Here is a 21876-nt window from a genome sequence, read left to right on the forward strand (position 1 = left end):
GACGGCCGCTACCCTCCTAGCCAAGAAGATAGCACAAGGCTGTTTCTACCCCGCGCAGGCGCGCCACAACGCTGGACAGTTTTTTAGGATATCCCGCTCAGCCTTCAACTTGGCGACCTCACGGCGCAACCGCTCGATCTCCTGCTGCTCCGGTTTCATCTGCCCCTGGCCGGGAAAGGCCTGCACCGGATCGGAGCCGAACTCTTTCACCCATTTGCGCAGAACGTTCTCATGAACGTCCAGGTCGCGACCGGCTTGCGCCACCGATACCCCACGTTCCCTGACCAGCTTGACCGCCTCGACCTTGCACTCGCGACTGAACTTCCGTCTCTTCATCGCCCACCTCCGGCTTCATGAAACACCTAATCCTGGTGTCCATCAAACCGGCAGCAGCTCAGTTTAAATGGATTTACTTTGCTTGATTAATATTTAAACTAAGGGGATTCTGATGGTTAAATTGATTGTCGCTGTCGCTTTCATAATGAGTGTAACGGCCGCTCAAGCGCAGCAAGGCACCGCACCCAAGGCCGCGCCAAACCAAGCAAAACTCGAAAAATGCAGGCAGCTTGCAAAAGAACGCGGCTTTGGTTCCGGAATGGAGAACGCCAAAGGCGGTAACAACATGCGGTCTTTCGTAGTGGCCTGCATGCAAGGGAAGCAAAGCTAGACGCTCTGAATCTCGCTGTGTACTGGAGTCAGCTCAATCCGCGAGCCTATATCCATCTGCGAAACAGCGACGCTTCACATTTAGGCATCGATTGCCTCACGTTTGTCATGGCGTTTTCGCTTCGGCAGCGCAAGATAGAAGCGCTCATATAACTGGCTGCAGGCCGACGCGATGATCAGACAAGCTGTCCGCATGCTGGCTACGATGTATTGCGTTTGCACCCAACCAGCCCATTCAAGTATCGAGACCCTGGAGGTCGTGCCTCCCCTTTCCTTCCCGCTGATCTGCATCCAGTATCCTGAAGAATCTCAGGAACAACCCGACCGACGGATAACGAACTTCCAATCTCGAGGGCAGCGCTGGCGGGAGCTCAACCAAATCAACTCGACCGTCATTGTGCCAAAGAAACAGGTGGCCAGTCAGCTTGATCACGACTGGCAGATCTTTCCTTTTGATGGAAACTGCAGCGACTATGCCGTCACAAAACGCCATTTGCTGCTTCGCGCCGGCTGGCCAAGTTCATCGCTTCTTCTCGCGGAGGTGATCATCCGCGCAAGCGGAGAACATCATCTTGTCCTGCTTGCACGAGAAGGAAGGAGTGTCTTCGTTCTCGACAATCTGAGCACGATCGTCATCGAACTGAACGAAGCCTTGGACAAGTACGTTCTTGTGCGCACAGAGTCGGATCGGGCTCCCCGGCGCTGGGTGCGCACGCTTGCGGCGTTTTAATGGCGGGGCTCGGCTCTCGATCTCAGCGGCTGCGTTTGCGGGTTGCGCTCTCAGTCGCCGAAGATGTGTGGCCGCTTGGGGCCAAGCCCCGACCCAAAGCCATCCTCCTCGGGCCGTTAACATTAGCAGGTAAACAGCCCAAGATTGCTGAGCGTTCGCTAGCAACGAGGCAAGCTTTTGGGTAAGAACATCTGCCAAATTAGACGAGATTTGCATGACCAAAAAAAGCGAGCACTAATCACGGGCGTTACGGGGCAGGACGGCGCCTATCTCGCTGAATGGCTTCTTGCGAAAGGCTATGAAGTCCACGGCATCAAGCGGCGAACCTCGCTGTTCAACACCGATCGCATCGACCACCTCTATCTCGATCCGCACGAGCCCGACCCGCCGTTTCGGCTCCACTACGGCGACCTGACGGACTCCTCCAGCCTCATCAGGATTGTCGGCCAGGTGCAGCCAGACGAGATCTACAATCTCGCTGCCCAGAGCCATGTGGCCGTTTCATTTGAGGAACCCGAATACACGGCCAACTCCGACGGCCTGGGCACTCTGCGGATTCTCGAAGCTATGCGGATCATCGGCTTGGAGAAGAAGGCGCGCTTCTACCAGGCCTCGACGTCCGAACTCTATGGGTTGGTCCAGGAGATCCCTCAGAAAGAAACCACGCCTTTCTATCCGCGCTCACCGTACGCGGTTGCTAAACTTTACGCCTACTGGATTACAGTGAACTATCGCGAAGCCTATGGGATGTATGCTTGCAACGGCATCCTGTTCAATCACGAGTCTCCCGTCCGGGGCGAGACGTTCGTGACCCGCAAAATAACCAGGGCGCTAGCGCGACTCCATTTGGGATTGCAGGAACGCTTATACCTCGGAAACCTCGATGCGCTGCGCGACTGGGGCCACGCCCGCGACTATGTGGAAATGCAGTGGCTGATGCTGCAGCAGGAGACGCGGACGATTTCGTCATCGCCACCGGCGTGCAGCACTCGGTGAGAGAATTCGTGGACGTGGCAGCCAGCGAAGTTGGAATGCGTATCCGCTGGGAAGGCACGGGAGTGGACGAAAAGGGATACGATACCAAAACTGGGAAGTGCATTGTCTCTGTGGATCCACGGTATTTCCGCCCGACCGAAGTCGCCACCCTTCTAGGTGACCCCACCAAGGCAAAACAGAAGCTCGGCTGGGAGCCAAAAACTTCATTCGAGAGCCTGGTTGGGGAGATGATGAAGGAAGATGTTGAATCGGCGAAGCGGGACGAACTGATCAAGCAGCACGGCTTCCGCTACTTCGCGCGACACGAATAGCCTGTCGGTAGGTCGTCATCGCGATTGATGAGAAGCAAGTAAGCGCTCTCGCGGCGCTTACTGTTGGCTGCTTTTGCCCAAGCGACGTCATCGCGGTGTCATCCCTCTTTAGGCAAGCGAACCGCATCTTCCACCGGCAGTGGGGCATGAGGCGTTAGAGACCGGACCGACGTCTCGCTGCTCTTGCCAAGACCCCAAGGTTTCCAAGGAGATGTCTTGCCGCTATCGCCGCACTCTTGCCTTCGGTGACTTCCTGGAGCTTATACTCAAAGTAGTCGGGCAAGACGCGATCCAGATCGAAGGGGTTGGTTAGCGACGAATAACCTTCGGGGCAACAATCGCCGCGACAAAAAACGAGAAGGTTCTGTCGATACCAGGGCCGAATTCGGCTGTCGTCATATATTTGCGGTCGGACGCAATCGAAGGCGCTGTAACCATGGCCGCTGAAACGTTCTGCCCAGTAGGATGGCCACTGCTCCTTCAGGTGGTTTCTGCCGCCTTGCCCTTTGACTGCAGCAGAGAACAGTACGATTGGTGCAGCGGCCACGAGCGCGGAAACGAACTCGTTCGCGCTACTCTCGGGCAAATGCTCGGCCACCTCTAACGAATACGCCAAATCGAATTTCGGTGATGGATCGAAGGTCCATGGATTTGAACCTTTCCGACGGAATTTTGAGTTGATCACGAGGCACATAGTCGCCGTCAATTCCGAGATAATCGCTCACACCGTTCGTAGCGAATTCGTTCAGCCAGGCGCCGACACCGCAGCCGACGTCAACGACCGAATTGACTTTGAAAATTCGAAGTACCAGTGGGACGATCACCGACGCAGGTTTGAAAGACCCGCCTGACTGCTCCTTGAAGAACTGCGCACCGTAATGCCATATCGAACACCCAACCCTCCGGACAACCAAGGCTGCGCCATGTCGGCGCATAACGTCAAGCCCGTCACTCATTGGAGTTTGCAGCAAAAATTTGACCTGTGCGATCGAGTTCCGCACTGCAACATTTGTGGTACACGACCTCGGCTCGCAGATCGCCCTCTCAACTTCGCGCGCTGCAATGACGCGGGCTCTATCGCGGCAATACTGCCGGAAAAGGCCTTCCTTCTTTCTTCAATTGATCTTTCACCGACTTTGAAGCACGTGGGCAACATCGCGTACTTCGTTGAATGCGTCGCCGCTTTGCCGCCATTGTTTCCAACGGAACACTGGCGTGCTTAGCACAGAGCGGGTTGACCTCCCCTCATGTGGAGGTCAAATGGCCGGGTGGGCTGTTCAGGCGACAAGCACAGGCGAACTCATTATGCTCACGGCGCCGCTACGCTTTGCCGGCCGATTGCGCCGCTACATTTCCCGCCGCCTTTACGGCGATCCCGACTCCTATCTTGAATTATGTTCCGGCGTGATTCATGTCGGGGCAAATGACCTCTATGCCTGACACAAGCTCAAGGTGGCGTGGATAGAACCTGTCCCGGAGCAATTTGAAATGCTTCGACAAAACATCCGTTCGCTGCCTGACCAGCGGGCAATCAACGCGTTGATCGCCGATACTGATGGCAAGCCCTATACTTTCCATGTCTCCAACAATGATGGCCTGTCATCGTCCATTCTTGATTTGCATGACCACAAGGACATTTGGCCGGATGTGCACTTCGTCCGCGACATAACGATTCGTTCTTCGACGTTGAAAACGGCTCTTGAAATGTGGCAGGTCGATCCCGGGCAATACAATGCTCTCGTGTTGGACACCCAGGGCTCGGAGTTGCTGGTTCTGCGGGGTGCGCAAGAAATCTTGCGGCAATTCAGATTCATCAAGGCCGAAGCGGCGGACTTCGAGTCATACCGGAATTGTGCGACCGTTGATCAAATACGCTCGTATCTGAAAGCTTTTGGCTTTCAGGTGAGACGCGAGGACCGGTTTGCGAAACGTGCATCTGGTAGCGCCTACTTCGACATTGTTCGAACGCGTCTGAGGCTGAGGTCATGACGCCAACCTGCCGGCTTTGGTCCGAGCGGATATTATCTGCTGATTACTTCTCCGCGCCTGGCGGGTCAGGCCCGACTTCTCCTTCGCGCATCCGCCGACACTAGCCCCTGCCTCGCCGCCGCCCCACGAACAGCCGAAAACGGACAAACTCCGGAACGAAATGCGTGGTACTGATTGTTCGCGCGTTTCTAGATGCAATGTGCACAGCAATAGACATGCAGCCCGTATCGCGAGCGGCGACCCATTTCAGAGCTGATGTCGAGGGGCTGAGGGCGATCGCAGTTCTATCGGTGGTCGCCTTTCATTACGGAGTTCCGGGCTTAACCGGCGGATTTGTCGGTGTAGACGTGTTCTTCGTCATATCCGGCTTCCTGATCACGCAACTTCTGCTTCGGGAGATAGCCGCGACCGGGAAAGTCGATTTGCTTAGCTTCTATGGTCGCAGGGCTAAGAGACTCTTGCCTGCCGCCTTGGCGGTCACGCTAGCGACCTTGATGATTGGATACTTCGTGTTGGCGCCGTTTGAGCAGAAGGAGATGGCCAAGTCGGCCGTAGCTTCAGCGCTGTATGCCGCCAATGTTTGGCTCCTCCGCCAATCCATGAACTATTTCGCCCCCGAAAGTTCGCTCAATCCCTTCCTTCATACGTGGTCGCTTTCAGTCGAGGAACAATTTTACTTGGTCTGGCCCGCGTTTGTCCTCATTGTCGGTCGTTCCAGCCAAAAGATCATCCTGCTAGCTTTGCTGATCGTAGTGTTCGGATCGTTCGCTGGCTGCATCTACCTGACCTACGGCAAGCAAGCTTGGGCGTTCTATCTCGCGCCCCCTCGGGCGTGGGAGTTTGGAGCAGGAGCTCTGATCGCAACAAGACCCTTCGAGCGCTGGGCAAAGCAGCCAGGCTCGAGTTCAATCGTTGGATGGTTGTCATTCGCACTTCTCATCCTGTCATTCTTTGTTATCGACGGCTTCATGGCGTTCCCGGGAGTCGTTGCCGTTGTTCCGGTGGCAGCTACGGCACTGCTGCTGCTCACGGGGAACAATCCTGCTGGACCGTCGGCTTTGCTCAGGACGCATCCGTTTCAGTTCTTCGGTGCCCGGTCCTACGCCATTTACCTCTGGCATTGGCCGATTGCAGTTCTTGGTACGGTAGTTGTTGGCGGTACTGCACTGGCCCATTGCCTTTTCTTCGTGATGACAGTCGTTCTCTCCTCGCTCAGCCTCGCCTGGCTCGAATACCCCATCAGAGCTAGTCACTGGCTGGCACAACGATCTGTACGATCAATTGCCATAGGCGGTGCCGTTACGTTAACCGCCACAGTTGCCGGCATCCTTTCGTTCGCCATTGCGCAGTACGTCACGAATGCCGCGCAAGCGAAGATAGTTGCCTCAACCTCCAAGTATTCACTTGCGAGCGAGAGTGGTTGTCTGGCTGGGTTCACCACACAAAGTCCCATCCGCTGCGTGTTCGGCCCATCCAACTATACAAAGACAATTGTGCTGTTGGGAGATTCTCACGCCGATCAATGGACGACCGCGCTTACAGCCATTGCCGAACAGAGAGGATGGCGGCTTATCACTTATCTTAGGGCCTCCTGTCCTATCGCTGATATTCCCGTTTCCGAGGTCTACAGTTTGCGACTTCGTCGGCTTTCGCCCCAGTGCGCGAGCTGGCGCGAGCAGGCAATCGCGATGATAAAAACTCAAGATAGCCCGGACGCGATACTGTTGGCGCAGTTTTCGAGCGGAAACGTCAAGGGACCATTCACCAATCTGGGACCTCACGCAGTGAGCATTGAGACCTGGGAGCGTGGATTATTTGGAGCGCTCAAGGAACTCGAACCGGTCAACGCCAAGCTCATTGTGATCCGCGACAATCCCACTCCTTACCACCCGGTCGGCAATTGTCTTGCTCGGGCGGAATGGCGGCGCTTACCATTTAGCACCTGCAGTCGCAGTCTTTCGCTCACTACAAGCAACGAAGTGTTCGAAGCAGAGCAACGTGCCGTCTCGTCTGTCAACCACGCGCGCATGATCGACCTAACATCGTCGATCTGCACAGGCTTGGTATGTCCGGCCATTCGCGACGGCGTCGTTGTCTATAGAGACGCGAACCATCTCACAGTCGATTTCACACTAGTGCTTATGGATCGTCTCGCCGCAGAACTAACAGCCGCCCTCTGAGGAAGATCCTGTCGGTCAAGCATCGCAGCGAGCGAGATTCGGGTATGAGCGCTCATCGCGGCGCTTACTTCAGGCTAGTCTCGGTCGACAAAGCTATCGCAGCGCAGCTGGTTGAGGCCAGGGCCCCTCATGGCACAGGAACCGCATCCTCCACCGGCAATGCAACGTTGTCGTTAGCGCCTGCCGAGCCGCTTTCCTCTTTCCCAGTTGAGTTGGGCTCGCCTGCAATGCTTCCGCCCACCGCCGAACGATGGTCCGCCGATCCCATCGCTCGAGGGCGCGCTTTCGTCCTTCATCGCCGTAACGCCGGCGGAGTGCGGGCGACTCACTGAGCTGGCAGACCGCAACTTCCAGAGCGGACAAATCTCCCGGCGGAATCACGAGACCGGCGCCGGTCACTTCCGCCGCCAGCCCCGTACCTTCTTCGGCCATCGCTATGACCGGCCGCGCGGACGCGAAGATCGCACCAAGTTTCGAGGGCAACACCAGATCGGCCGCCTCGGCCTTCTGCGGAATGAGATGAAAATCGGCCGTCGCCATCAATTCGTTGAAGCTCTCGTTGGGCTGAAGTCCAAAAAAATGGACGTTGGAATGTCCGGCGCCCATCTGCTCGAGTCTCGCTTTGTGCGGCCCCTCGCCGGTGAGAATAAAGTGAACATTTGGATGGCTTTGCTCCAAGCTGACCGCAGCCTCTATTACGAGATCGAGCCCCTGCTTATTCGACATCGTTCCAGAGTAGAGCGCAATAATATCGCCCTCGCCAAGGTTTAGCTGCCGGCGGTATTTTGTCATTCGTGATCCGGGGCAGACCGCGCTGGTATCAATCCAGTTTCTGACCTCAAGCGCTTTGTTGGGCGCTAGCCCCTTGATTACCAGGCGCAGCAGCATCGCCTCAGAAATAGTTGAGACGCGATCGAAGGATTTGAGGATTGCAGCTTCCGTTCTCAACATCCACTTGCGTAGTGAATGGTTGCGCAGGAGACCAAGATCATAGGCCGCGTCCACCTCGAAGTCCTGCACATGAAGCCATGATTTGGCACCGACGCGACGAGCGACGAACGAGACGAAGGCAGCCGACATCAGCGATGGCGCGACAGCGATCATAACGTCTGGTCGCCAGCATAGCGCCTCGAAGAGGACCGGCCCCGCGCTCGTGAGCGCGAACGAACCGTGAGGGACCAGCCGTTTAAACTAGCGCCGGAGGGATGTCCGGGCACGTAAATCGGCGCACGTGTTACTCGAACGCCGTTGACATCTCTCGATCTGAAGTACGACGAGTTGAACGCCGGGGGGATCTTCCAGGCCGGATAATAGGGAGGCGCCGTAATGACTTTGACTTCATGACCTTCGGCAGCCAAACTTTCGCAGAGTTCGGCGTTGTATTTCGCCACGCCGATCAGATCTGGGGCATAGTTGATGCCGACCAAGAGAACACGCATTAAGCCCCGCCCAAGTCAAAGTTCAGAATAAAAAGCTTTGTTGTAGTCTAAGTAGTCTACTCAGCGCGTTGCGCTGACTTCCAGATGACGTCCGTAGCCTTCCAAGAAATCTGCGTATGCGGCCGCGAGACCGGCCTGCAAAGCGACGTTCGGTCGCCAACCAAGCTCTCGAATTCTCGAACTATCCAGCAGCTTGCGGGGCGTTCCGTCAGGCTTGGAGGTATCGAACGCGAGCTTGCCTCGATAGCCCACGACTTCCGCTACGGCCGCCGCAAAGTCTGCGATCGATAACTCATCACCACTACCGACGTTTATCGGCAGGTCGCTCGAATAATTCTTCAGAAGGAAACGCAGGCATCGGCGAAATCATCGACGTTGAGAAACTCGCGAAGTGGCGTACCGGTGCCCCATACGGAGACGCTTGGCGCATTGGCGATCTTGGCTTCGTGGAAGCGCCGGATCAGCGCTGCAGGGACGTGACTATGGTCCGGATGATAATTGTCGCCGCGGCCGTAGAGATTGGTCGGCATCACCGAGATGAAATCATCGCCATACTGCCGACGATATGCCTGGCACATCTTGAGGCCGGCAATCTTGGCGATCGCATACCACTCGTTGGTCGGCTCAAGCGGTCCCGTCAGCAATTCGCTTTCGGCGATCGGCTGCTTGGCGTGCTTGGGATAGATACAGGATGAGCCGAGGAACAACAGGCGCTGCACGCCAACCGTGTGACTTGCGCGGATGACGTTCAACTCCACGGCAAGATTGTCGCAGAGAAAGTCGACCGGGAAACTGTTGTTGGCTGCGATACCGCCGACCTTTGCAGCGGCGTGCACCACAACGTCGGGACGATTGGCCTCGAGCCATCTGAGCGTGGGCTCTTCTTTCGTGAGGTCCAGCTCACGCCGATGGGCAACCAGCAGGGTACAATTCTCTGATGCAAGCCTTCGGACGAAGCTGATCCGACCATGCCGCGGTAACCCGCGACAAAGACACGTTTGCCCGTAAGATCGTAGGTTGAAGCCCCTGTCATCGTATCCTCTAGCAGCGGTCGATTGGCCGGATCACCACTCTCAGGAGATCCAGCCACCGCCGCCTTACGCAATCACGCTGCCGATGCAGCCCCGCCGTCAGGTAACACAATCTTCACCATGCGAAAGCCTATCCCGGCCCGACAAAGATATTCATGGTGAACCTGCGCTGCGCGCACAAAAGAGCAGCACTCTCCGAAACAAAAATGAGCAAGGCAGCCACATGAGCTGTGCGGCTGCCTTTAAATCTTTGAAAGAAACGGCGGCCGCCGCTCCTTCAGCCCAAGCTCAATATGCCCGACGTAGGACAGGACCGACAGGCGCGCAAACGCGGTCCATGTACCAGCCATAAGGCGTCTCGACCCGCACCAAGGGGCAACGGCGCACCGGCACATAGCGGTATGGGTACGGCTGCGCCCAGAACGTAACAGGCGTCGCCTGGCTATCGCCCGTGAGCAGGGCTGCCGGTGCGGGCATCTGCATCGCGGCGCTTGCTCCGCTCGCTGCGCCGAGGGAAACAATCGCGGCCAAAAGACCTGCTCGCATCAACGTCTTAAACATCCCAAAAAGCTCCTCGCCCCTACGGATTTGATCCCCGCCCCGCGCCCGCCAGACCCCGCCAACCGACTTCACGGGTCGTAAACCACTCCGCGACTAGCCCAAATAGTGAACCGAACTTTACCAAGGCCATCGGTAGAAATGCAACCGATGCCACGGTGGCCCAAGGCCGTTTGGGTCGATATGGCGCACAGGTGTGGCTTCTTGGTCCTACTTTTCCTCGCTCCAGGCACCCGGGGCAGCGAGGTCGGGTGAACGGCGGTACACATCCCGAAGGAACTGGTAGTTGACCGTCTGAGCCAGTGGCACGTCTTCCTCGCCGAGCTTGGCGAAAATGAGAATATCCCGGAGCGTCCGCCAGCGGCTTTCGTCGTAATCGCCAATACGACCGCCCGTCGGCAACACCAACGGCCGCTGCTGCTGCAGCTCGAATTTCAGCCGCTGAGGGCTCAGCCTGGCCGGGCCGGCGCCGGCGAGAACGGGCACGCTCCGTGCATAGTCCGCATAGGCAAATTGCCATCCTCGAATGAGACCCTGAAGGGCGTCGGCGATCACGGACGGCTGGTCATGGACGAGATCATTGCTCGCGAAGTAGACCTGGCCTGGGACATGGATGCCGTAGTCTTGCGGCTTGATGACATTCAGCTTCACGAAAGTCGCACTGGAGGGATCGGGTTGCTTGTCGATTGCGGTGATGATCGCATCCACCTCTCCGGCCCTCAGAGCCTCGAAGCTATCGCGGTCGGGCACCTTGGTGATCTGGCTTCGGGGAAGCCCGAGCTGCGCCATCATCGCATCAAACACGACGTCTCCCTCACTCGCCCTGCGGTATCCGACCCGCTTTCCGACGGGAGGCCAAAGGCGCATCGTTCTGGGAAAGCTTTGCTAGCTTTAGAGGAAACAATCGATCGGATAGATCTTCACATCAACGTTGAGGCGGCTATTCCGGCTCTGCGCCCGAAAGGCGTAGAATAGCCCAAGATTGTCACGCCCCGGATCGAGTTTTATTCCAGGGGTTAATTCATCGGGCGGGACCGGGACGCCTATATGCCGGCTGACGGCGGAAATCTCGATCCGTCCCTCCCCTTCACCAAAATGGCCGCCGAGCTGGGTCACGGTGACCTTGGGCAGGCCCCGCCGCTGATGGCAGACCTCCTCCTCCCATAGCTTGGTCTGCTGGACCAGCGGTTTGCGCGAGCTGTCTGGGACAACGATATCCGGGAACGACGGGCGCAGCATCCCGAAGAACCTGCTCTCCTTGGAGTTCGCCGACAGCCGGACAGTGAACGAAAGCTCCCCCTTAGCCCCGCGAAGGCGCGACAACATCGGCGCATCAGGTTCGGCGGAGACCATCACGTCGATGCGATGGCGAACGCCGAGCTCCCCTGCAGCAAGGACCTTCCCGACCGGTGCAAGCCCGACGGCAGCAGCGACGAGAGCCAGAAGATGCCAGAATGCTCGAAAGCGCATGAAACCCCCTGCAACACTGCGGGGTGACCTATCGGCGCGCCGCGCTCAGTGGCGCCTTGATCCAAATCCCGAACTCGTAGCCGCAGCAGAACCGCTTCGATTGCTAAACGAAATGGCACCGGGACAAGGCCCCGGTGCCATCGCTTTGGTCGATCAAGTCGGCGTCTTACGGCGCCAACTTGACGTTGTTGCGGAAGATCAGCGCATTGTTCGAGAGATTCACGGCATCATTGCCGGTCGCCATGATCACGCGCAGGTAGTTCAGGAACTTGGCAACTTCGACGTTGCGCGAGTTCGAGACGTAGATGATGTCGCCATTCTTCATCATGACCTTGGTGGCGAGGAAGAAGCCACCGGGATCGCGGAAGTTCACGTTGAAGATGACCGGGACCGTCTCTGACGTGTACTTGCTGACATCGATGCCGAGCTGAGCTGCAACCTCGCGCGGCTCGCGGCGATAGAGATACACGGCAGCCGGATCGGCTTGGCCATCCAAAAGACCACCGGCCTTGCCGACGGCTTCGCCGAGGTTGATGCGCCAGGCATCGAAGTTGAACTCCCCGCTCTGGCCGCTGGCACCGAACGCCAGGAACTTCTGCTGCTCGCGATAGACATAGATGCTGTCGTCGGGCCGAACATAGATATTGTTCTCAGGCGCCATCACGAGATTCTCGAACGGCACGGTCGCCCGGCGTCCGCCGCGCTCCAGCATGACCCAGGTCTCGAAGCCCTGGCCCCTGATGCCGCCGGCGCGGGTGATCGCGTCAAGCACGCGATCCTTCGCACCCGCCGCGCTCGCCGGAAAACGGACGGGCGTGTTGACTTCACCCAGCACGCTGATGAGCTGGGTACGCTGCGACGACATCGCGACGACAACCTGCGGCTCGATCGCGCGATTGGAGATCTTCTCCACGATAGCCCGCTGGATTTGCACCGCCGTAAGGCCGGCCGCCTTGACCTGGCCGGCATAAGGCACGGTAATGAACCCGTCATTGTCGACGGATTGATCAGGAATCGTTACGAAGTTACCCGGACGGACGCCGGCTTCCGCCGGGATGAACAGACCGCCTGCAGCGGCTTCGAAGATGGTAACGCTGACGATGTCGCCGACGCCGAACACGATGCTGGCCGGCGGCCGCTTGTCCGTGAAGGCGCCCGCGAGTCCCTTGGGCTCATGGGTGTGCAGGATCTTCACCGTGGCCGGATTGAGTGGCACCAACTCGTAAGCCGGCGCGTTTTCAGTCTGGATCTTGTTGTTAACGTCGTCCGTCAGCGGACCGGAGCCGGGATTGGTCGAACACGCCCCCAGCGCTAGAGCGGCCGCCAGAAATGCCGGCTTCAATACATAAGTCTTGGCAATAGATGACATGAATCGCGCCCGAGTCCCCAAGTGACATAAATTGGTACGGCCTAGGGGGCGGTGCGACAAGGGCTCCGGGTGGTTAACGGAGCGATCGGTCGGCTAGTGTTGCGTGCGGGACACTCTTTGGGGCTTGGTTTAACCCTTTGTGACTATTTGTTGTATTTCGTGTGCCCGTCGGCGAGCAAACCGCCCAAGTCGAGGGCTCGATGTGTCGAGCGTAAGGCTTCTTGACCTCGCGGCGGTCTGCTAAGGCTGGGCCATTGAGAGGAGGAATCCCCATGTCCGGTCTTCTTCTGATCCCGCTGTTTGGCAGGGTTCCCTCCTTGGCGCCGCCGATCGCCCACGGGGCACTGCCGCCCCATGTCCTGGCAGCGTGGGGCTCTCCTGCCACGGCGCACCGGTTGTTGCGGTGGCCACCCCTGCCCCTGCTTCCGTCTGGAAATTCACCCGGACACAAGGAGCGAAGGACGGCGAGAGCTTCGCCGCGATCATGAAGACCGCGGACACGATCCAGTCGATCCGGACTTCGCCGGCTTGACCGTCCGGTGTGCGCCGAAGGGCAAGATCGACGTGCTGGTGGCCTTGATCCGGCCCTTCCCGCCCCGGAGCCACCCCGAGGTGACCATTGCCGCGAGCGGCGGTTGCACCCTGACCTTGACGCCAGCATGGCCGCCGCGGGGCCGCCGTGCTGTTGCCTGGCGAGGTCCCCTCCTTTGCCACCGGGAAATGGCAGACGACGCCCTCGCTGTCCGTGGTCGTGCGGGAAGGCGACAGCGAGATCAAAGGTACGGTGGCTCTCAATGGGCTGCGGGAGGCGTATCATTCCCTGCTGGCAAATTGCAGCCAATAGGCCAAATTTAGCCTTACAACTTAAGGGTCTTTTTAGGGGGAAAACCTAGGGTCCGGAGCACGGAGAGTGTTTCGGATGACCGCGTTTTTGATTTTCAGCTTTCTCGTTGGTGCCGTGCTGGGCCAACGCTTTCGAGTCTTGGTGCTGCTGCCGTTGAGCTTCGTCCTGATGCTCGCCGCCGTCCCGGTCGGCTTGATGCTCGATCTCAGCGTGATCGAGAGCCTGAAAGGCGCGGTGATCGCAGCGATCGCCCTGCAGGGCGGCTATCTCTTTGGTTCGGGGGCTCGCTTTGGCCTTGCTGCCGCTCGCGCCGGCCGCGTCTTCGCTCGCCCGGTCAAGGCCACCCGCTGATCGCGCCAATCATCGCTGAGACGAAGCCGCGCGCGCGATCGGTCATGTCTTAGGTGTTCGTCCGAAGCAGGCCTCTGTTTGAAAACCCACCGCCCGCTAGTATGGTGGCCTGACCGTTTCAGGATTCCCTTCGAGCGCGCCGTTTGTCCCTCGCTTATTTTGCCCTCATCGTTTCCATCGTTTCCGCTTCCGCTCTCGAAATCACCGGCGCCAAGTTCGGTGCGCAGCTCGGGACGATGGCCGCAGCGCTAAGCTTGCTGGCAGCTGCCTCGAGCACGCGAAAGGCCGACTATGAGCACTATGTTCGCGCGACCTCCTGGGGCCGCTGGATCCTGATCGCCATTCCGCTGTGCATCGCGGCTCAACTCGCCCCGCTTCCGCTGGGCTGGGCGCACCCGATCTGGGCCAGCGCTCACGACGTCCTGGGTGGCCGGTCGCTCGGGCCCGTCACCGCCGATGTCGGCTTGACGGTGAATTCGCTGGTGTTGGCGGTGCGGCGATCTCGTTGCTCGGCGTCACCATCCCGGTGGTCCGTAGCCGCAGCCGTGCCGAACTGGTTCTCTTTGTGCTAAGCGGAGTAACGGCGGTCGCCGCCTTGATTTTGGATCTGCATCGGCTCTCGCCGGCGCTTGCTGCAGCCGTGCCCCATGACCTCACGATGACTTTGGCGGGCCTCGGTCTCATGCTCAATCTGGCGGTCATGCAGCTCGCGGCTGAACGGGCCGAAACCCGTCACTCGGTCCTTCGCTCGGTCGCGATCGGCCTGTGCGGCCTTGTCGGGGCCCTGGCCAGCGCAGCCGCGCTCTTTGGCTTGGCGGAAACGAACAGCGCGATCGCAGCGGCCTTTGGCGTTGTGCTGATCCTGCTGATCCTCGTTATCCGCAGACTGTACCTGTCACCATTGGCCGCGAGCGCATTGTCGCTGGCAGCCCTGATCGGCGCGGCGATCGTCCTGACCTTCCTCTTCGAGAAGAGCCCCGGACCAATCCTCCTGCGGATCGTTCCGGAGATGGCGACCGAGACGAAGGCCGCGCTCGAGCGCATGTTGGCCGATACACGCTGGTTCGGCGCCGGCGCCGGGACCTTTGCGGCAGTGGGCAGGATCTATCAGAGCGACGCCGGAGCTTTTTTGGCCGCACCCTCGGCGGCCATGGCCGTCTTTGCGGGGATGGGATGGATCGGCCTGACCGCCATGATGGCGGTGAGCCTGATCGCTTTCGTCCGCCTGTTCTTCGGCGCCTTGCAGCGCGGACGCGACTCGTTCTTTCCCGCGGCGGCTGCCGCCTGTGTTCTCTTTGCGCTGGTCCAGAGCTTTGCGGGTCCCGGATTGCTGCGCCCGGCGGCAATCCTGTGTCTTTCAGTGATCGTGGGACTAGGCCTGTCGCAGAGCGTCAGCCAATCCTCATCACGATAGAACGCGGGGTGGTCAGACGGCGCGATCGCCGAGAGAGGCCCAGTAGTTCGGGTTCTTGGGCGACTGAATGCGGACCCAGCGATAGGGCTTCTTTGACCAGGGCATGATGTGGCCGGAAAGATTGTCCAGCACGAGATCGCCTGAGAAGGTGCGCACCACGACCACGAGGTGATGCTCGCCCCAGGTGGTCACGACCTCGCTCAACAGCACCGCGCGCGCCGGGAAGCCCTTGGCGATCAAATCATGGCGTTTTGTCACAGCGTAGTCGTTGCAGTCGCCGCTGGTCGGATGCAATAACCACTTCTCGCCGCGCAGCCCTTCCAGATTGGCCTCGGGACGGATCGCGCTATTGACCCGCTGGTTGACCTCTTGCATTTGCGCCATGCGCTCGGCCGTGAGCTTCAAGCGACCGCCCCTGAACACGATCTGCTGCGGCCGCGGCTTGCATTCATCCTTGTACTTCAGGCAGAACATGGTGAATGCCATCGGCGCCAGCGTGGGCTGGTCGAACTTGATGTACTGGATGGCACCGCGCAACCCCAAGGGCGCGCCGACGAAAGCCGCTTCCGCTTTCTGCTGCACCCCGGCAGCAACCACGATTGCGGCCAGAACCGCCAGGAACTTTACCACTTTGCGCATGTCGCGCTCCCCGTTCTTGTTGAGGAGACGCTACGCGAGATGTCTTGAAATACGGCTCAAAGGCCGCACGATCCTTTAATCAAAATGCGGCCCAATCGGTCGGAAACAATTAAGAATACCGATGTGTGGCTTGTTCTGCTAAGAGCGGTCACGACGTTCCGCTCGTGACGCTGGATGCGATTCGACCGACCTGATGGACCTTTCCTCACGCTTTCGAAAGAAGACCAAGCCTCGGCTTCCCGATGGCGTTCGCGTCTATGCGATCGGCGATGTGCACGGCCGCGCCGATTTGCTTCAATCGCTGTTAACTGTCATCGATGCCGACCTTGCCCGCTCGGCCCCCCAACGCGCCATTCAGGTCTTTCTCGGCGACTATGTCGACCGCGGCCCGGATTCACGCGGCGTTCTTGATCTGTTGATCGCGCGCTCGAAATCTCACGAGACAGTTTGTCTGAAGGGCAATCACGAAGTCTTCCTGCTCGAGGTGCTCAAGGATCCCGCCCGCGTGCAGGAGTGGCGCCACTATGGCGGCCTCTTGACGCTGGTTTCCTACGGCATCACGCCGACCATGAATCCGTCCGCGGAGCAGCAGGTCGAACTGATCGAGCGACTGAAACGCGCGCTCCCGCCGGAGCATTTGACCTTCCTCCAGCAATTGCGCTCGTCCTTCACCTGCGGCGACTTCTTTTTCGTCCATGCCGGCGTCAAGCCGGGCGTCGCGCTCGATCGTCAGAAGGACGAGGACCTGCTCTGGATCCGCGACGAATTCCTGAACTGCGAAGACCGCTTCGGCAAATATATCGTCCACGGTCATACGCCGGTCGGCGCGCCCGATATCCGTCCGAACCGCATCAACATCGACACCGGCGCCTACGCGACCGGAAACTTGACGCTGCTAACGATCCAAGGCGATAGTCTGCTCGCAATTTAGGCTCTGGCTGGACCTCGGTCCTCTCGTTCGCTCGCCCTCACCGGCTCGTCAATTCCATCATGAACCGCATCATCCTGCTTCGCGTCGTCGGCATCTGCACCGCAACCGCGCTGGCGCTTCACGCCGGCATGGCGTTCTACGGCGATCTCATACGGCCGAACTTTCGCGCCAGCGATTTGTTCTCGGGCGAGATCCCGCCCGACAAGGCCAAGCTGGCGGCCGCCGGCAGCCTGGCATCTTTTTCATGGGATGGCGACCTGCTGGCGAATTACGCGGCAGCGACGGCCGCTGACGTTCTTCACCGTCCGTCAACCGAAGCGGGCGGGCGGGCCAGCGAAAACAAGGCAGCTCAAGGCGCGGTCGTAGCCGCCTTGAAAGTCTCACCGATCAGGCCTGCGCTGTGGCTCACGCTCGGCACGCTGCAGGCACAGGCCGGCGAGGCGGTAACGCCCCGCAGTGAAAATGTCCTACTTGACCGGTTCGGTGCCGATCGACGTTGCCTTCTCTCGCGTCCAGATTGTCACGTCGAGCGCGGCCGCGACCGATGAAGAGATCAAGCTGCTGGCGCAATCCGACATCCGGTCGGCTCTGGCCAATCGCTCTCGTTACGAGCCACTGCTGATCGCGGCCTATGTGCAGGCAACGCGGCAAGGCAAGTCGCTGCTGCTGGAGACCACGAAAGTGACCGATCCCAAATTCAACGAGATTATGCGGCGATACTGAACCTGTATGAGCTTCGTCGCCATCGCTCCTTGGGCTGCAGCGAAATTCTCAGCGCACCGATTTCGGGTTGACCGGCACAAAATCCTGATCGCGGCGCGGTTGGTCGGATCGGCCCTGGTAGACGAACATGCCCTTCTTGGTCGCGACGATGTCGCCGCGTTGCAGGCTCTCGTCGCGGAAGAGACGTTCGGTCGCGACAAGGTCCGGATCTTCCGGAATCGGCTTGTAGAGCTCCGGATGCTCCCGCCGCTCGCGCGAGACGTCCGTGGCCCGGCGCCGTGCGTCCTCGATCCGCTGCCGCCATTCCTCGCGCGAGACTTCGGGCTCGCTTGGTGGAAGATAGTCGCTGAGCGAGGGCTCCGGTTCGGTCTGAGCGAGACACAACGAGGGGCTGGCGAAACCAAGACCGAGCGCACCGGCAACAATTATGACCGCCCGAGACGGCGCCCCAAACCATTTTCCCTCGTGATCACGCCGACCTGTTCGCAACTTGATGACTCCAGGCAGAACGATAAGGACGACCATTGGCCATTTCGTTATCTTCAGCTCTTCAGTCTATACCTTTGCGAGTAGCAAGAAAGCCGGTTCGCGGGCAGACTTTCTACTTTAGTTCGCAGGGATTTCAGCACGTGGTTCGGGACGCCCGGCGGCAGGCCAGATCGAATACCCGCAACTCATCGATACTAGTATGAAGCGGACCGGTCGATCAGCGCCGGAGGTCACTTCGTCCTATGGTCGGAGCGCGAGAAGATCTTCTATGGCCTCGACCAGAAGCTCTTTCCTGACGCTGGCTACATCGACATCACGCAGGTTACGCGAGCGTAGGATTGATCACGCTGACCTATGTCGAGGTGCGGACCAGTCAGCAGCACCACTTCGGACTTTGGAAATGTCCGCTTCCGGGTCAGCGGAATGACGCTTAAGTCCAGCAACTTTCCCGCCGGTGCCGAAATGACGCCCGGAAGCCAATGAGGGAAGCGCAATGGCGCCGACAAATTCACCCTGCTGATCTCGGGCAAGAACCGTCACCATGCAGGAATATCGACAGTGGAGGCGAGGTGAATCCCCGACAGCGGCTATGACGCCTTCCTTTGAGAAAGGGGATCATTCAGAGCAGCCGAGCAAATCGGTGTCACAGGCCTGGAGCGAGTGAGTCCCTTGTGATCGACGCCTCAGTAACGCTCCATTTGGATGCTCATTGACAGGCGACAGCCGAAGGCCGGCCGATGCCTGGAAGAACACTCGAAGAACAGCTTGACCGAATTTGCCGCGAAATCGACTTGTACATAGAAGCAGACAGGTCGGAGAGATATCGCTTCGAGCGAGAGTCTCTTCTGTGGACTGCCTCAGACCGCATCGAGTGGCAAGAAACTCGAACTGGCAACACTCAACGCCTGCGCGAACTGATTGAAGAGCGTGACATTCTGCTCAAACAGCTCCGCAGCCGCGCATAGATACTAATCGAAGGAACCTATCATTTGATCGGAGGGCGCTCACCGCAAGGCAAGAGCTGAGAACGAGACCGGAACTGGCCAATGCGTCGCCATGCCCGCAATGCCGGTATCGCTGATTGGGCCTCAATGCCACCTTTGTCTGCATTCGGCTTCTCGCTTCCCAACGGCCCCTTACTGCCGACGAGGACAACCTCTTACCCGGTCCGAGCGCCTGTGAGGCTTCCTCTTGGTCTTTTGGAAAGAGCTAAGGCTCAATCTCTCCAACTGGACAACACAGGGCGAGCTTTCCGCTCCCCAGCCGAGCCGCCAACACAATTACCGCCTGCTCGACTCGCTGCCCCGAGTTCTGTTCCCGTAATAGGGCCGGGCAGAGCCGCTCGTCACGGGGGGCTCGATTCGGCTCGGAATATTTCGCGTCGCCGTGGAGGGCGACGGCTGCGGTGGGTTGACAATGATCACATTGCGATTGGGCGTCGACGGATCGTTTACGCCCTGGGCCCAGGCGGCGGCCGGCACGACAAGCGCGAATATGATCAAGACTAAGCGTTTCATGTGCGACATCTCCCGAGCAGGAACGTCAGGGAGGCGAACACCGTTCCTTCACGGTTGCTTGCCTTTACCGAGGCACGGCAATCAGCTTGCCATCCCTCCAGACGCCTTGGGCCGCCCTTCCGGCAGGAAGGCTCCCCGTCACATTTCGGACCGCGGTAGGCCGGGACGCGGCTTGGGTAGTTTGCGCCTTTTTCGTAGGCGTTGTGATGATGCTGGAACTGGTGGTGTTGGCCTGATCTTTGATCCCTTGCGCCGAAGCGGGCTGAACCAGGAGGGCCAAGAAACTGATTGCCGTCAAAACGCCGCGCATGGTCAAACACCGGAAAAGATGAGCTCGGCGAAATGTCACAGGTTTTTGCCCAAAAGCAAGCTCTTCGAGACGATCGCGCAGGACCTTTGCAGGCCGGATCATGAGCGCGATCCACCGCCGCACAGGCATGCGAATGAAAAGGCCTAGCGAAACAGCCCTATCCGGGTTAGTTGATCAGCCTTGATGACCGAGCCCGGCGACACTGCAGCCAACGCCCCGGGGGCGACCGAGATCAAGGCCGGATTTGTCCGCCTGCTATCGGGCCGGATCCGCGAAATCTCCGACGATCCCCGGCAGATGCGGGATGTCGTTTACGAGTTGGCCCGTATCAAGCTCCTGGAACAATTCACCCACGCCGACGCGCAGGAAGCGCGAGCGCTCCAGCAAGTCCTCGAACGCGCCATCGGGGAGGTCGAACGGTCCTTTGAGCAAAGCGCGACGTCCTCACCGGCAAAGACTGCCGCTGCGCCCGCGCCCAATTCTCCGCCAGTCAACCTCCCCGTTCCTCCGCCCATTCCGACGCCGCCGGCTTTGGCTTCACCGGCCGCCTTGAACGCTGCGGAGGCGCCAAGCCGTCCCGCGGCTCAGGCAACCAAACGGCGCGCGGCCTTGAACTCTCTCGTTCGATTGACCGCCATCCTCCTGCTCATTGCGGGCGCCGGGATCGCGGCTGCCTATTGGCCACGGCTGCTGCCTGAGCGCACCCCGAAAAGCTCGGAAACTCAACCGACCGCCATCCCGACTCCCTCAATGGGAGATACCGGTGAACGGAGGCCGGAAAGCCCAAAGGAGCCGGCGCAAGCTGCGCAACCCTCGATGCCCTTGCCGACGACCTTCGGCGTTTACGCCTTGAGCGAAGGCCAGCTGCATGAGCTCAAGCCGGTGCCTGGAAAGATTCCGGACCGTCGCGTCGCGATTTCGGCAGCCATCAACACGCCGAGCGCGACCATATTGACGGACGGCGACGTCAAATTCATCGTGTTCAGGCCCGACGGGGGTGTTGACGCAAGCGGGACCGAAGTTCGGGTGGTCGCGAAAGTCTCCCGGGCGATGGGCGTCGATGCCACGGGGAAAGCCGCCATGGTCAGCGCCGGCGATTCCTGGGTCATTCGCAGCATGTCCTACCCCTACAAGGTCGGTCCGGTCGAAGACCAGCCGAGAATGCTATTGCTCCAACCGGAGCAAGACGGCTTTACGCTCGCCCCCGGCCGCTACGTCGTGGTGATCAAGGGCATGGGCTACGACTTCACGGTGGCCGGAACGGTCACTGATCCCAATCAATGCGTCGAACGCATCAATGCAACGAACGGCGCGTTCTACTCGCCCTGCCCGCCGCCCCGACGCCAGCCGTAGCCGCCTTGTTCTTATTTGGCCGGCTTGTTGTCCTTTGGCGCGTCCGCCGGCATGTCGTCGACCTTGCCGTTGTTGGCGACGCATTTTTGGAAGTATTCGCGCTTATCCTTGGCCGTTCCCTTGGTGCTCCCCGCCGCAGGGTTGCCGATTTGTCTGGGCGGAAAGGCCTTGGCCAGCGCCGCATCGCATGCGCGCGCCACCTCGGCAGTGATGGCCGAAGCCGTCGCCGGCGCGGCCAGTGTCAAAGCACCTGCCAGTCCAATCAACGTCCGCAAATTCTTGACCGGCACCTCGTCGCTCCTTCAATTCGTGGATTGCCGAACCATAGCAAAAAGGATCGCAGCACCAAACGGCAAAGCGGTGCCGAATTGTCACGCCGCCGTACCCGCTCGGCGCAGGACTATGCATGTGAGAGTGTTTCCCCTGGGGCCATCCTTCGAGACGCCCGCTTTTAGGCGGGCTCCTTCAGAGCCTGACCGAAAAAGGGTGAGCGGTTTTGGCCGGCTTGTGATTCCTTCGGATTTGCAAAGATTCGAGGGAGGACACCATGCCGTGGACCAAAACCG

The 21876-nt window shown here is 59.3% G+C and carries 21 protein-coding genes and 3 pseudogenes; 12 read left to right on the forward strand and 12 right to left on the reverse strand.

Features of this window, described 5'->3' with window-relative positions; translation table 11 throughout:
- Positions 1-81 precede the first annotated feature (81 nt).
- A pseudogene (locus tag IVA92_RS21230) lies at positions 82-336 on the reverse strand (transposase); the annotation flags it as partial.
- 112 nt (positions 337-448) lie between these two features.
- Here IVA92_RS21230 and IVA92_RS21235 point away from each other — a divergent pair.
- The 3 genes and pseudogenes from IVA92_RS21235 to gmd all read left to right on the forward strand — a co-directional run bounded on the left by IVA92_RS21235 (position 449) and on the right by gmd (position 2703).
- Positions 449-667: a hypothetical protein gene (locus tag IVA92_RS21235; protein ID WP_247277318.1), complete on the forward strand. Its 219-nt coding sequence runs from the start codon at positions 449-451 to the stop codon at positions 665-667.
- Between the two features lie 171 nt (positions 668-838).
- The gene (locus tag IVA92_RS21240) at positions 839-1396 is read left to right on the forward strand and encodes a transglutaminase-like cysteine peptidase (RefSeq protein ID WP_247277319.1); all 558 of its coding nucleotides are present in this window, start codon (positions 839-841) and stop codon (positions 1394-1396) included.
- 210 nt (positions 1397-1606) lie between these two features.
- A pseudogene (gene gmd, locus IVA92_RS21245) lies at positions 1607-2703 on the forward strand (GDP-mannose 4,6-dehydratase).
- 572 nt (positions 2704-3275) lie between these two features.
- On the opposite strand, the gene IVA92_RS21250 reads toward gmd, so the two are convergent.
- A complete protein-coding gene (locus tag IVA92_RS21250) occupies positions 3276-3659 on the reverse strand; it encodes a methyltransferase domain-containing protein (RefSeq protein WP_247277320.1) in 384 nt (127 codons plus the stop codon).
- Between the two features lie 304 nt (positions 3660-3963).
- On the opposite strand from IVA92_RS21250, the gene IVA92_RS21255 reads away from it, so the two are divergent.
- The 3 genes from IVA92_RS21255 to IVA92_RS21265 all read left to right on the forward strand — a co-directional run bounded on the left by IVA92_RS21255 (position 3964) and on the right by IVA92_RS21265 (position 6872).
- On the forward strand, positions 3964-4143 hold the full coding sequence (locus tag IVA92_RS21255; RefSeq protein ID WP_247277321.1) for a hypothetical protein: 180 nt from the start codon (positions 3964-3966) through the stop codon (positions 4141-4143).
- A gap of 12 nt (positions 4144-4155) precedes the next feature.
- Positions 4156-4692, forward strand: coding sequence for an FkbM family methyltransferase (locus IVA92_RS21260; protein ID WP_346015529.1), 537 nt, complete (start codon positions 4156-4158; stop codon positions 4690-4692).
- Positions 4693-4856: 164 nt separating this feature from the next.
- Positions 4857-6872, forward strand: coding sequence for an acyltransferase family protein (locus tag IVA92_RS21265; protein WP_247277323.1), 2016 nt, complete (start codon positions 4857-4859; stop codon positions 6870-6872).
- Positions 6873-6965: 93 nt separating this feature from the next.
- Here the strand turns inward: IVA92_RS21265 and IVA92_RS21270 are convergent, their stop codons facing one another.
- From IVA92_RS21270 to IVA92_RS21290, 6 genes and pseudogenes are all read right to left on the reverse strand, one after another.
- Positions 6966-8054, reverse strand: a complete 1089-nt coding sequence (locus IVA92_RS21270) for a WcaI family glycosyltransferase (RefSeq protein WP_253075152.1) — start codon at positions 8052-8054, stop codon at positions 6966-6968.
- Positions 7973-8311: a glycosyltransferase gene (locus IVA92_RS35680; protein WP_253075151.1), complete on the reverse strand. Its 339-nt coding sequence runs from the start codon at positions 8309-8311 to the stop codon at positions 7973-7975. Before IVA92_RS35680 ends, IVA92_RS21270 begins: the two co-directional genes overlap by 82 nt.
- A gap of 60 nt (positions 8312-8371) precedes the next feature.
- A pseudogene (locus IVA92_RS21275) lies at positions 8372-9344 on the reverse strand (GDP-L-fucose synthase).
- Between the two features lie 766 nt (positions 9345-10110).
- Complete coding sequence (locus IVA92_RS21280; protein WP_256464603.1) at positions 10111-10767, reverse strand: ABC transporter substrate-binding protein; 657 nt, start codon at positions 10765-10767, stop codon at positions 10111-10113.
- 24 nt (positions 10768-10791) lie between these two features.
- A complete protein-coding gene (locus IVA92_RS21285) occupies positions 10792-11253 on the reverse strand; it encodes a hypothetical protein (protein WP_247277325.1) in 462 nt (153 codons plus the stop codon).
- A 283-nt stretch (positions 11254-11536) separates the two neighbouring features.
- On the reverse strand, positions 11537-12739 hold the full coding sequence (locus IVA92_RS21290; RefSeq protein ID WP_247277326.1) for a polysaccharide biosynthesis/export family protein: 1203 nt from the start codon (positions 12737-12739) through the stop codon (positions 11537-11539).
- 919 nt (positions 12740-13658) lie between these two features.
- Here IVA92_RS21290 and IVA92_RS21295 point away from each other — a divergent pair.
- Both IVA92_RS21295 and IVA92_RS21300 read left to right on the forward strand, forming a co-directional pair.
- On the forward strand, positions 13659-13934 hold the full coding sequence (locus IVA92_RS21295) for a hypothetical protein (RefSeq protein WP_247277327.1): 276 nt from the start codon (positions 13659-13661) through the stop codon (positions 13932-13934).
- 505 nt (positions 13935-14439) lie between these two features.
- On the forward strand, positions 14440-15348 hold the full coding sequence (locus tag IVA92_RS21300; RefSeq protein ID WP_247277328.1) for a hypothetical protein: 909 nt from the start codon (positions 14440-14442) through the stop codon (positions 15346-15348).
- A 12-nt stretch (positions 15349-15360) separates the two neighbouring features.
- On the opposite strand, the gene IVA92_RS21305 is transcribed toward IVA92_RS21300, so the two are convergent.
- Positions 15361-15987 carry a transglutaminase-like cysteine peptidase gene (locus IVA92_RS21305; protein ID WP_247277329.1) on the reverse strand — a complete coding sequence of 209 codons (627 nt, stop codon included), beginning with the start codon at positions 15985-15987 and terminating at the stop codon, positions 15361-15363.
- A 193-nt stretch (positions 15988-16180) separates the two neighbouring features.
- Between IVA92_RS21305 and IVA92_RS21310 the strand changes: the two genes are divergently transcribed.
- The 3 genes from IVA92_RS21310 to IVA92_RS21320 are packed head-to-tail and all read left to right on the forward strand — an operon-like array spanning position 16181 to position 17641.
- Positions 16181-16918, forward strand: a complete 738-nt coding sequence (locus tag IVA92_RS21310) for a metallophosphoesterase family protein (protein ID WP_247277330.1) — start codon at positions 16181-16183, stop codon at positions 16916-16918.
- 59 nt (positions 16919-16977) lie between these two features.
- Positions 16978-17466, forward strand: coding sequence for a hypothetical protein (locus IVA92_RS21315; protein WP_247277331.1), 489 nt, complete (start codon positions 16978-16980; stop codon positions 17464-17466).
- The gene (locus IVA92_RS21320; RefSeq protein WP_247277332.1) at positions 17402-17641 is read left to right on the forward strand and encodes a hypothetical protein; all 240 of its coding nucleotides are present in this window, start codon (positions 17402-17404) and stop codon (positions 17639-17641) included. The genes IVA92_RS21315 and IVA92_RS21320 overlap by 65 nt, the downstream gene beginning before the upstream one ends.
- A 48-nt stretch (positions 17642-17689) precedes the next feature.
- Here IVA92_RS21320 and IVA92_RS21325 read toward each other — a convergent pair whose 3' ends face one another.
- Together IVA92_RS21325 and IVA92_RS21330 are read right to left on the reverse strand one after the other, a co-directional pair.
- Positions 17690-18025 (reverse strand): hypothetical protein, encoded by a 336-nt coding sequence (locus tag IVA92_RS21325; protein ID WP_247277333.1) that lies wholly within the window; start codon positions 18023-18025, stop codon positions 17690-17692.
- Between the two features lie 2187 nt (positions 18026-20212).
- Positions 20213-20389 carry a hypothetical protein gene (locus IVA92_RS21330; RefSeq protein WP_247277334.1) on the reverse strand — a complete coding sequence of 59 codons (177 nt, stop codon included), beginning with the start codon at positions 20387-20389 and terminating at the stop codon, positions 20213-20215.
- A 384-nt stretch (positions 20390-20773) separates the two neighbouring features.
- On the opposite strand from IVA92_RS21330, the gene IVA92_RS21335 reads away from it, so the two are divergent.
- The gene (locus tag IVA92_RS21335) at positions 20774-21310 is read left to right on the forward strand and encodes a hypothetical protein (RefSeq protein ID WP_247277335.1); all 537 of its coding nucleotides are present in this window, start codon (positions 20774-20776) and stop codon (positions 21308-21310) included.
- A gap of 11 nt (positions 21311-21321) precedes the next feature.
- Here IVA92_RS21335 and IVA92_RS21340 read toward each other — a convergent pair whose 3' ends face one another.
- A complete protein-coding gene (locus IVA92_RS21340) occupies positions 21322-21600 on the reverse strand; it encodes a hypothetical protein (RefSeq protein ID WP_247277336.1) in 279 nt (92 codons plus the stop codon).
- Between the last annotated feature and the right edge of the window lie 276 nt (positions 21601-21876).

Source organism: Bradyrhizobium sp. 154 (genome assembly GCF_023073875.1).
GTDB lineage: Bacteria > Pseudomonadota > Alphaproteobacteria > Rhizobiales > Xanthobacteraceae > Bradyrhizobium.

What these genes read in the sequence shown, in the direction of transcription:
- IVA92_RS21235 (WP_247277318.1), top strand. Translation starts at nt 449, where the DNA reads ATGGTTAAATTGATTGTCGCTGTCGCTTTCATAATGAGTGTAACGGCC.
- IVA92_RS21240 (WP_247277319.1), top strand. Translation starts at nt 839, where the DNA reads ATGATCAGACAAGCTGTCCGCATGCTGGCTACGATGTATTGCGTTTGC.
- IVA92_RS21250 (WP_247277320.1), bottom strand. Translation starts at nt 3,659, where the DNA reads ATGAGTGACGGGCTTGACGTTATGCGCCGACATGGCGCAGCCTTGGTT.
- IVA92_RS21255 (WP_247277321.1), top strand. Translation starts at nt 3,964, where the DNA reads ATGGCCGGGTGGGCTGTTCAGGCGACAAGCACAGGCGAACTCATTATG.
- IVA92_RS35680 (WP_253075151.1), bottom strand. Translation starts at nt 8,311, where the DNA reads ATGCGTGTTCTCTTGGTCGGCATCAACTATGCCCCAGATCTGATCGGC.
- IVA92_RS21280 (WP_256464603.1), bottom strand. Translation starts at nt 10,767, where the DNA reads ATGCGCCTTTGGCCTCCCGTCGGAAAGCGGGTCGGATACCGCAGGGCG.
- IVA92_RS21285 (WP_247277325.1), bottom strand. Translation starts at nt 11,253, where the DNA reads ATGGTCTCCGCCGAACCTGATGCGCCGATGTTGTCGCGCCTTCGCGGG.
- IVA92_RS21290 (WP_247277326.1), bottom strand. Translation starts at nt 12,739, where the DNA reads ATGTCATCTATTGCCAAGACTTATGTATTGAAGCCGGCATTTCTGGCG.
- IVA92_RS21295 (WP_247277327.1), top strand. Translation starts at nt 13,659, where the DNA reads ATGACCGCGTTTTTGATTTTCAGCTTTCTCGTTGGTGCCGTGCTGGGC.
- IVA92_RS21305 (WP_247277329.1), bottom strand. Translation starts at nt 15,987, where the DNA reads ATGCGCAAAGTGGTAAAGTTCCTGGCGGTTCTGGCCGCAATCGTGGTT.
- IVA92_RS21310 (WP_247277330.1), top strand. Translation starts at nt 16,181, where the DNA reads ATGGACCTTTCCTCACGCTTTCGAAAGAAGACCAAGCCTCGGCTTCCC.
- IVA92_RS21315 (WP_247277331.1), top strand. Translation starts at nt 16,978, where the DNA reads ATGAACCGCATCATCCTGCTTCGCGTCGTCGGCATCTGCACCGCAACC.
- IVA92_RS21335 (WP_247277335.1), top strand. Translation starts at nt 20,774, where the DNA reads ATGCCCTTGCCGACGACCTTCGGCGTTTACGCCTTGAGCGAAGGCCAG.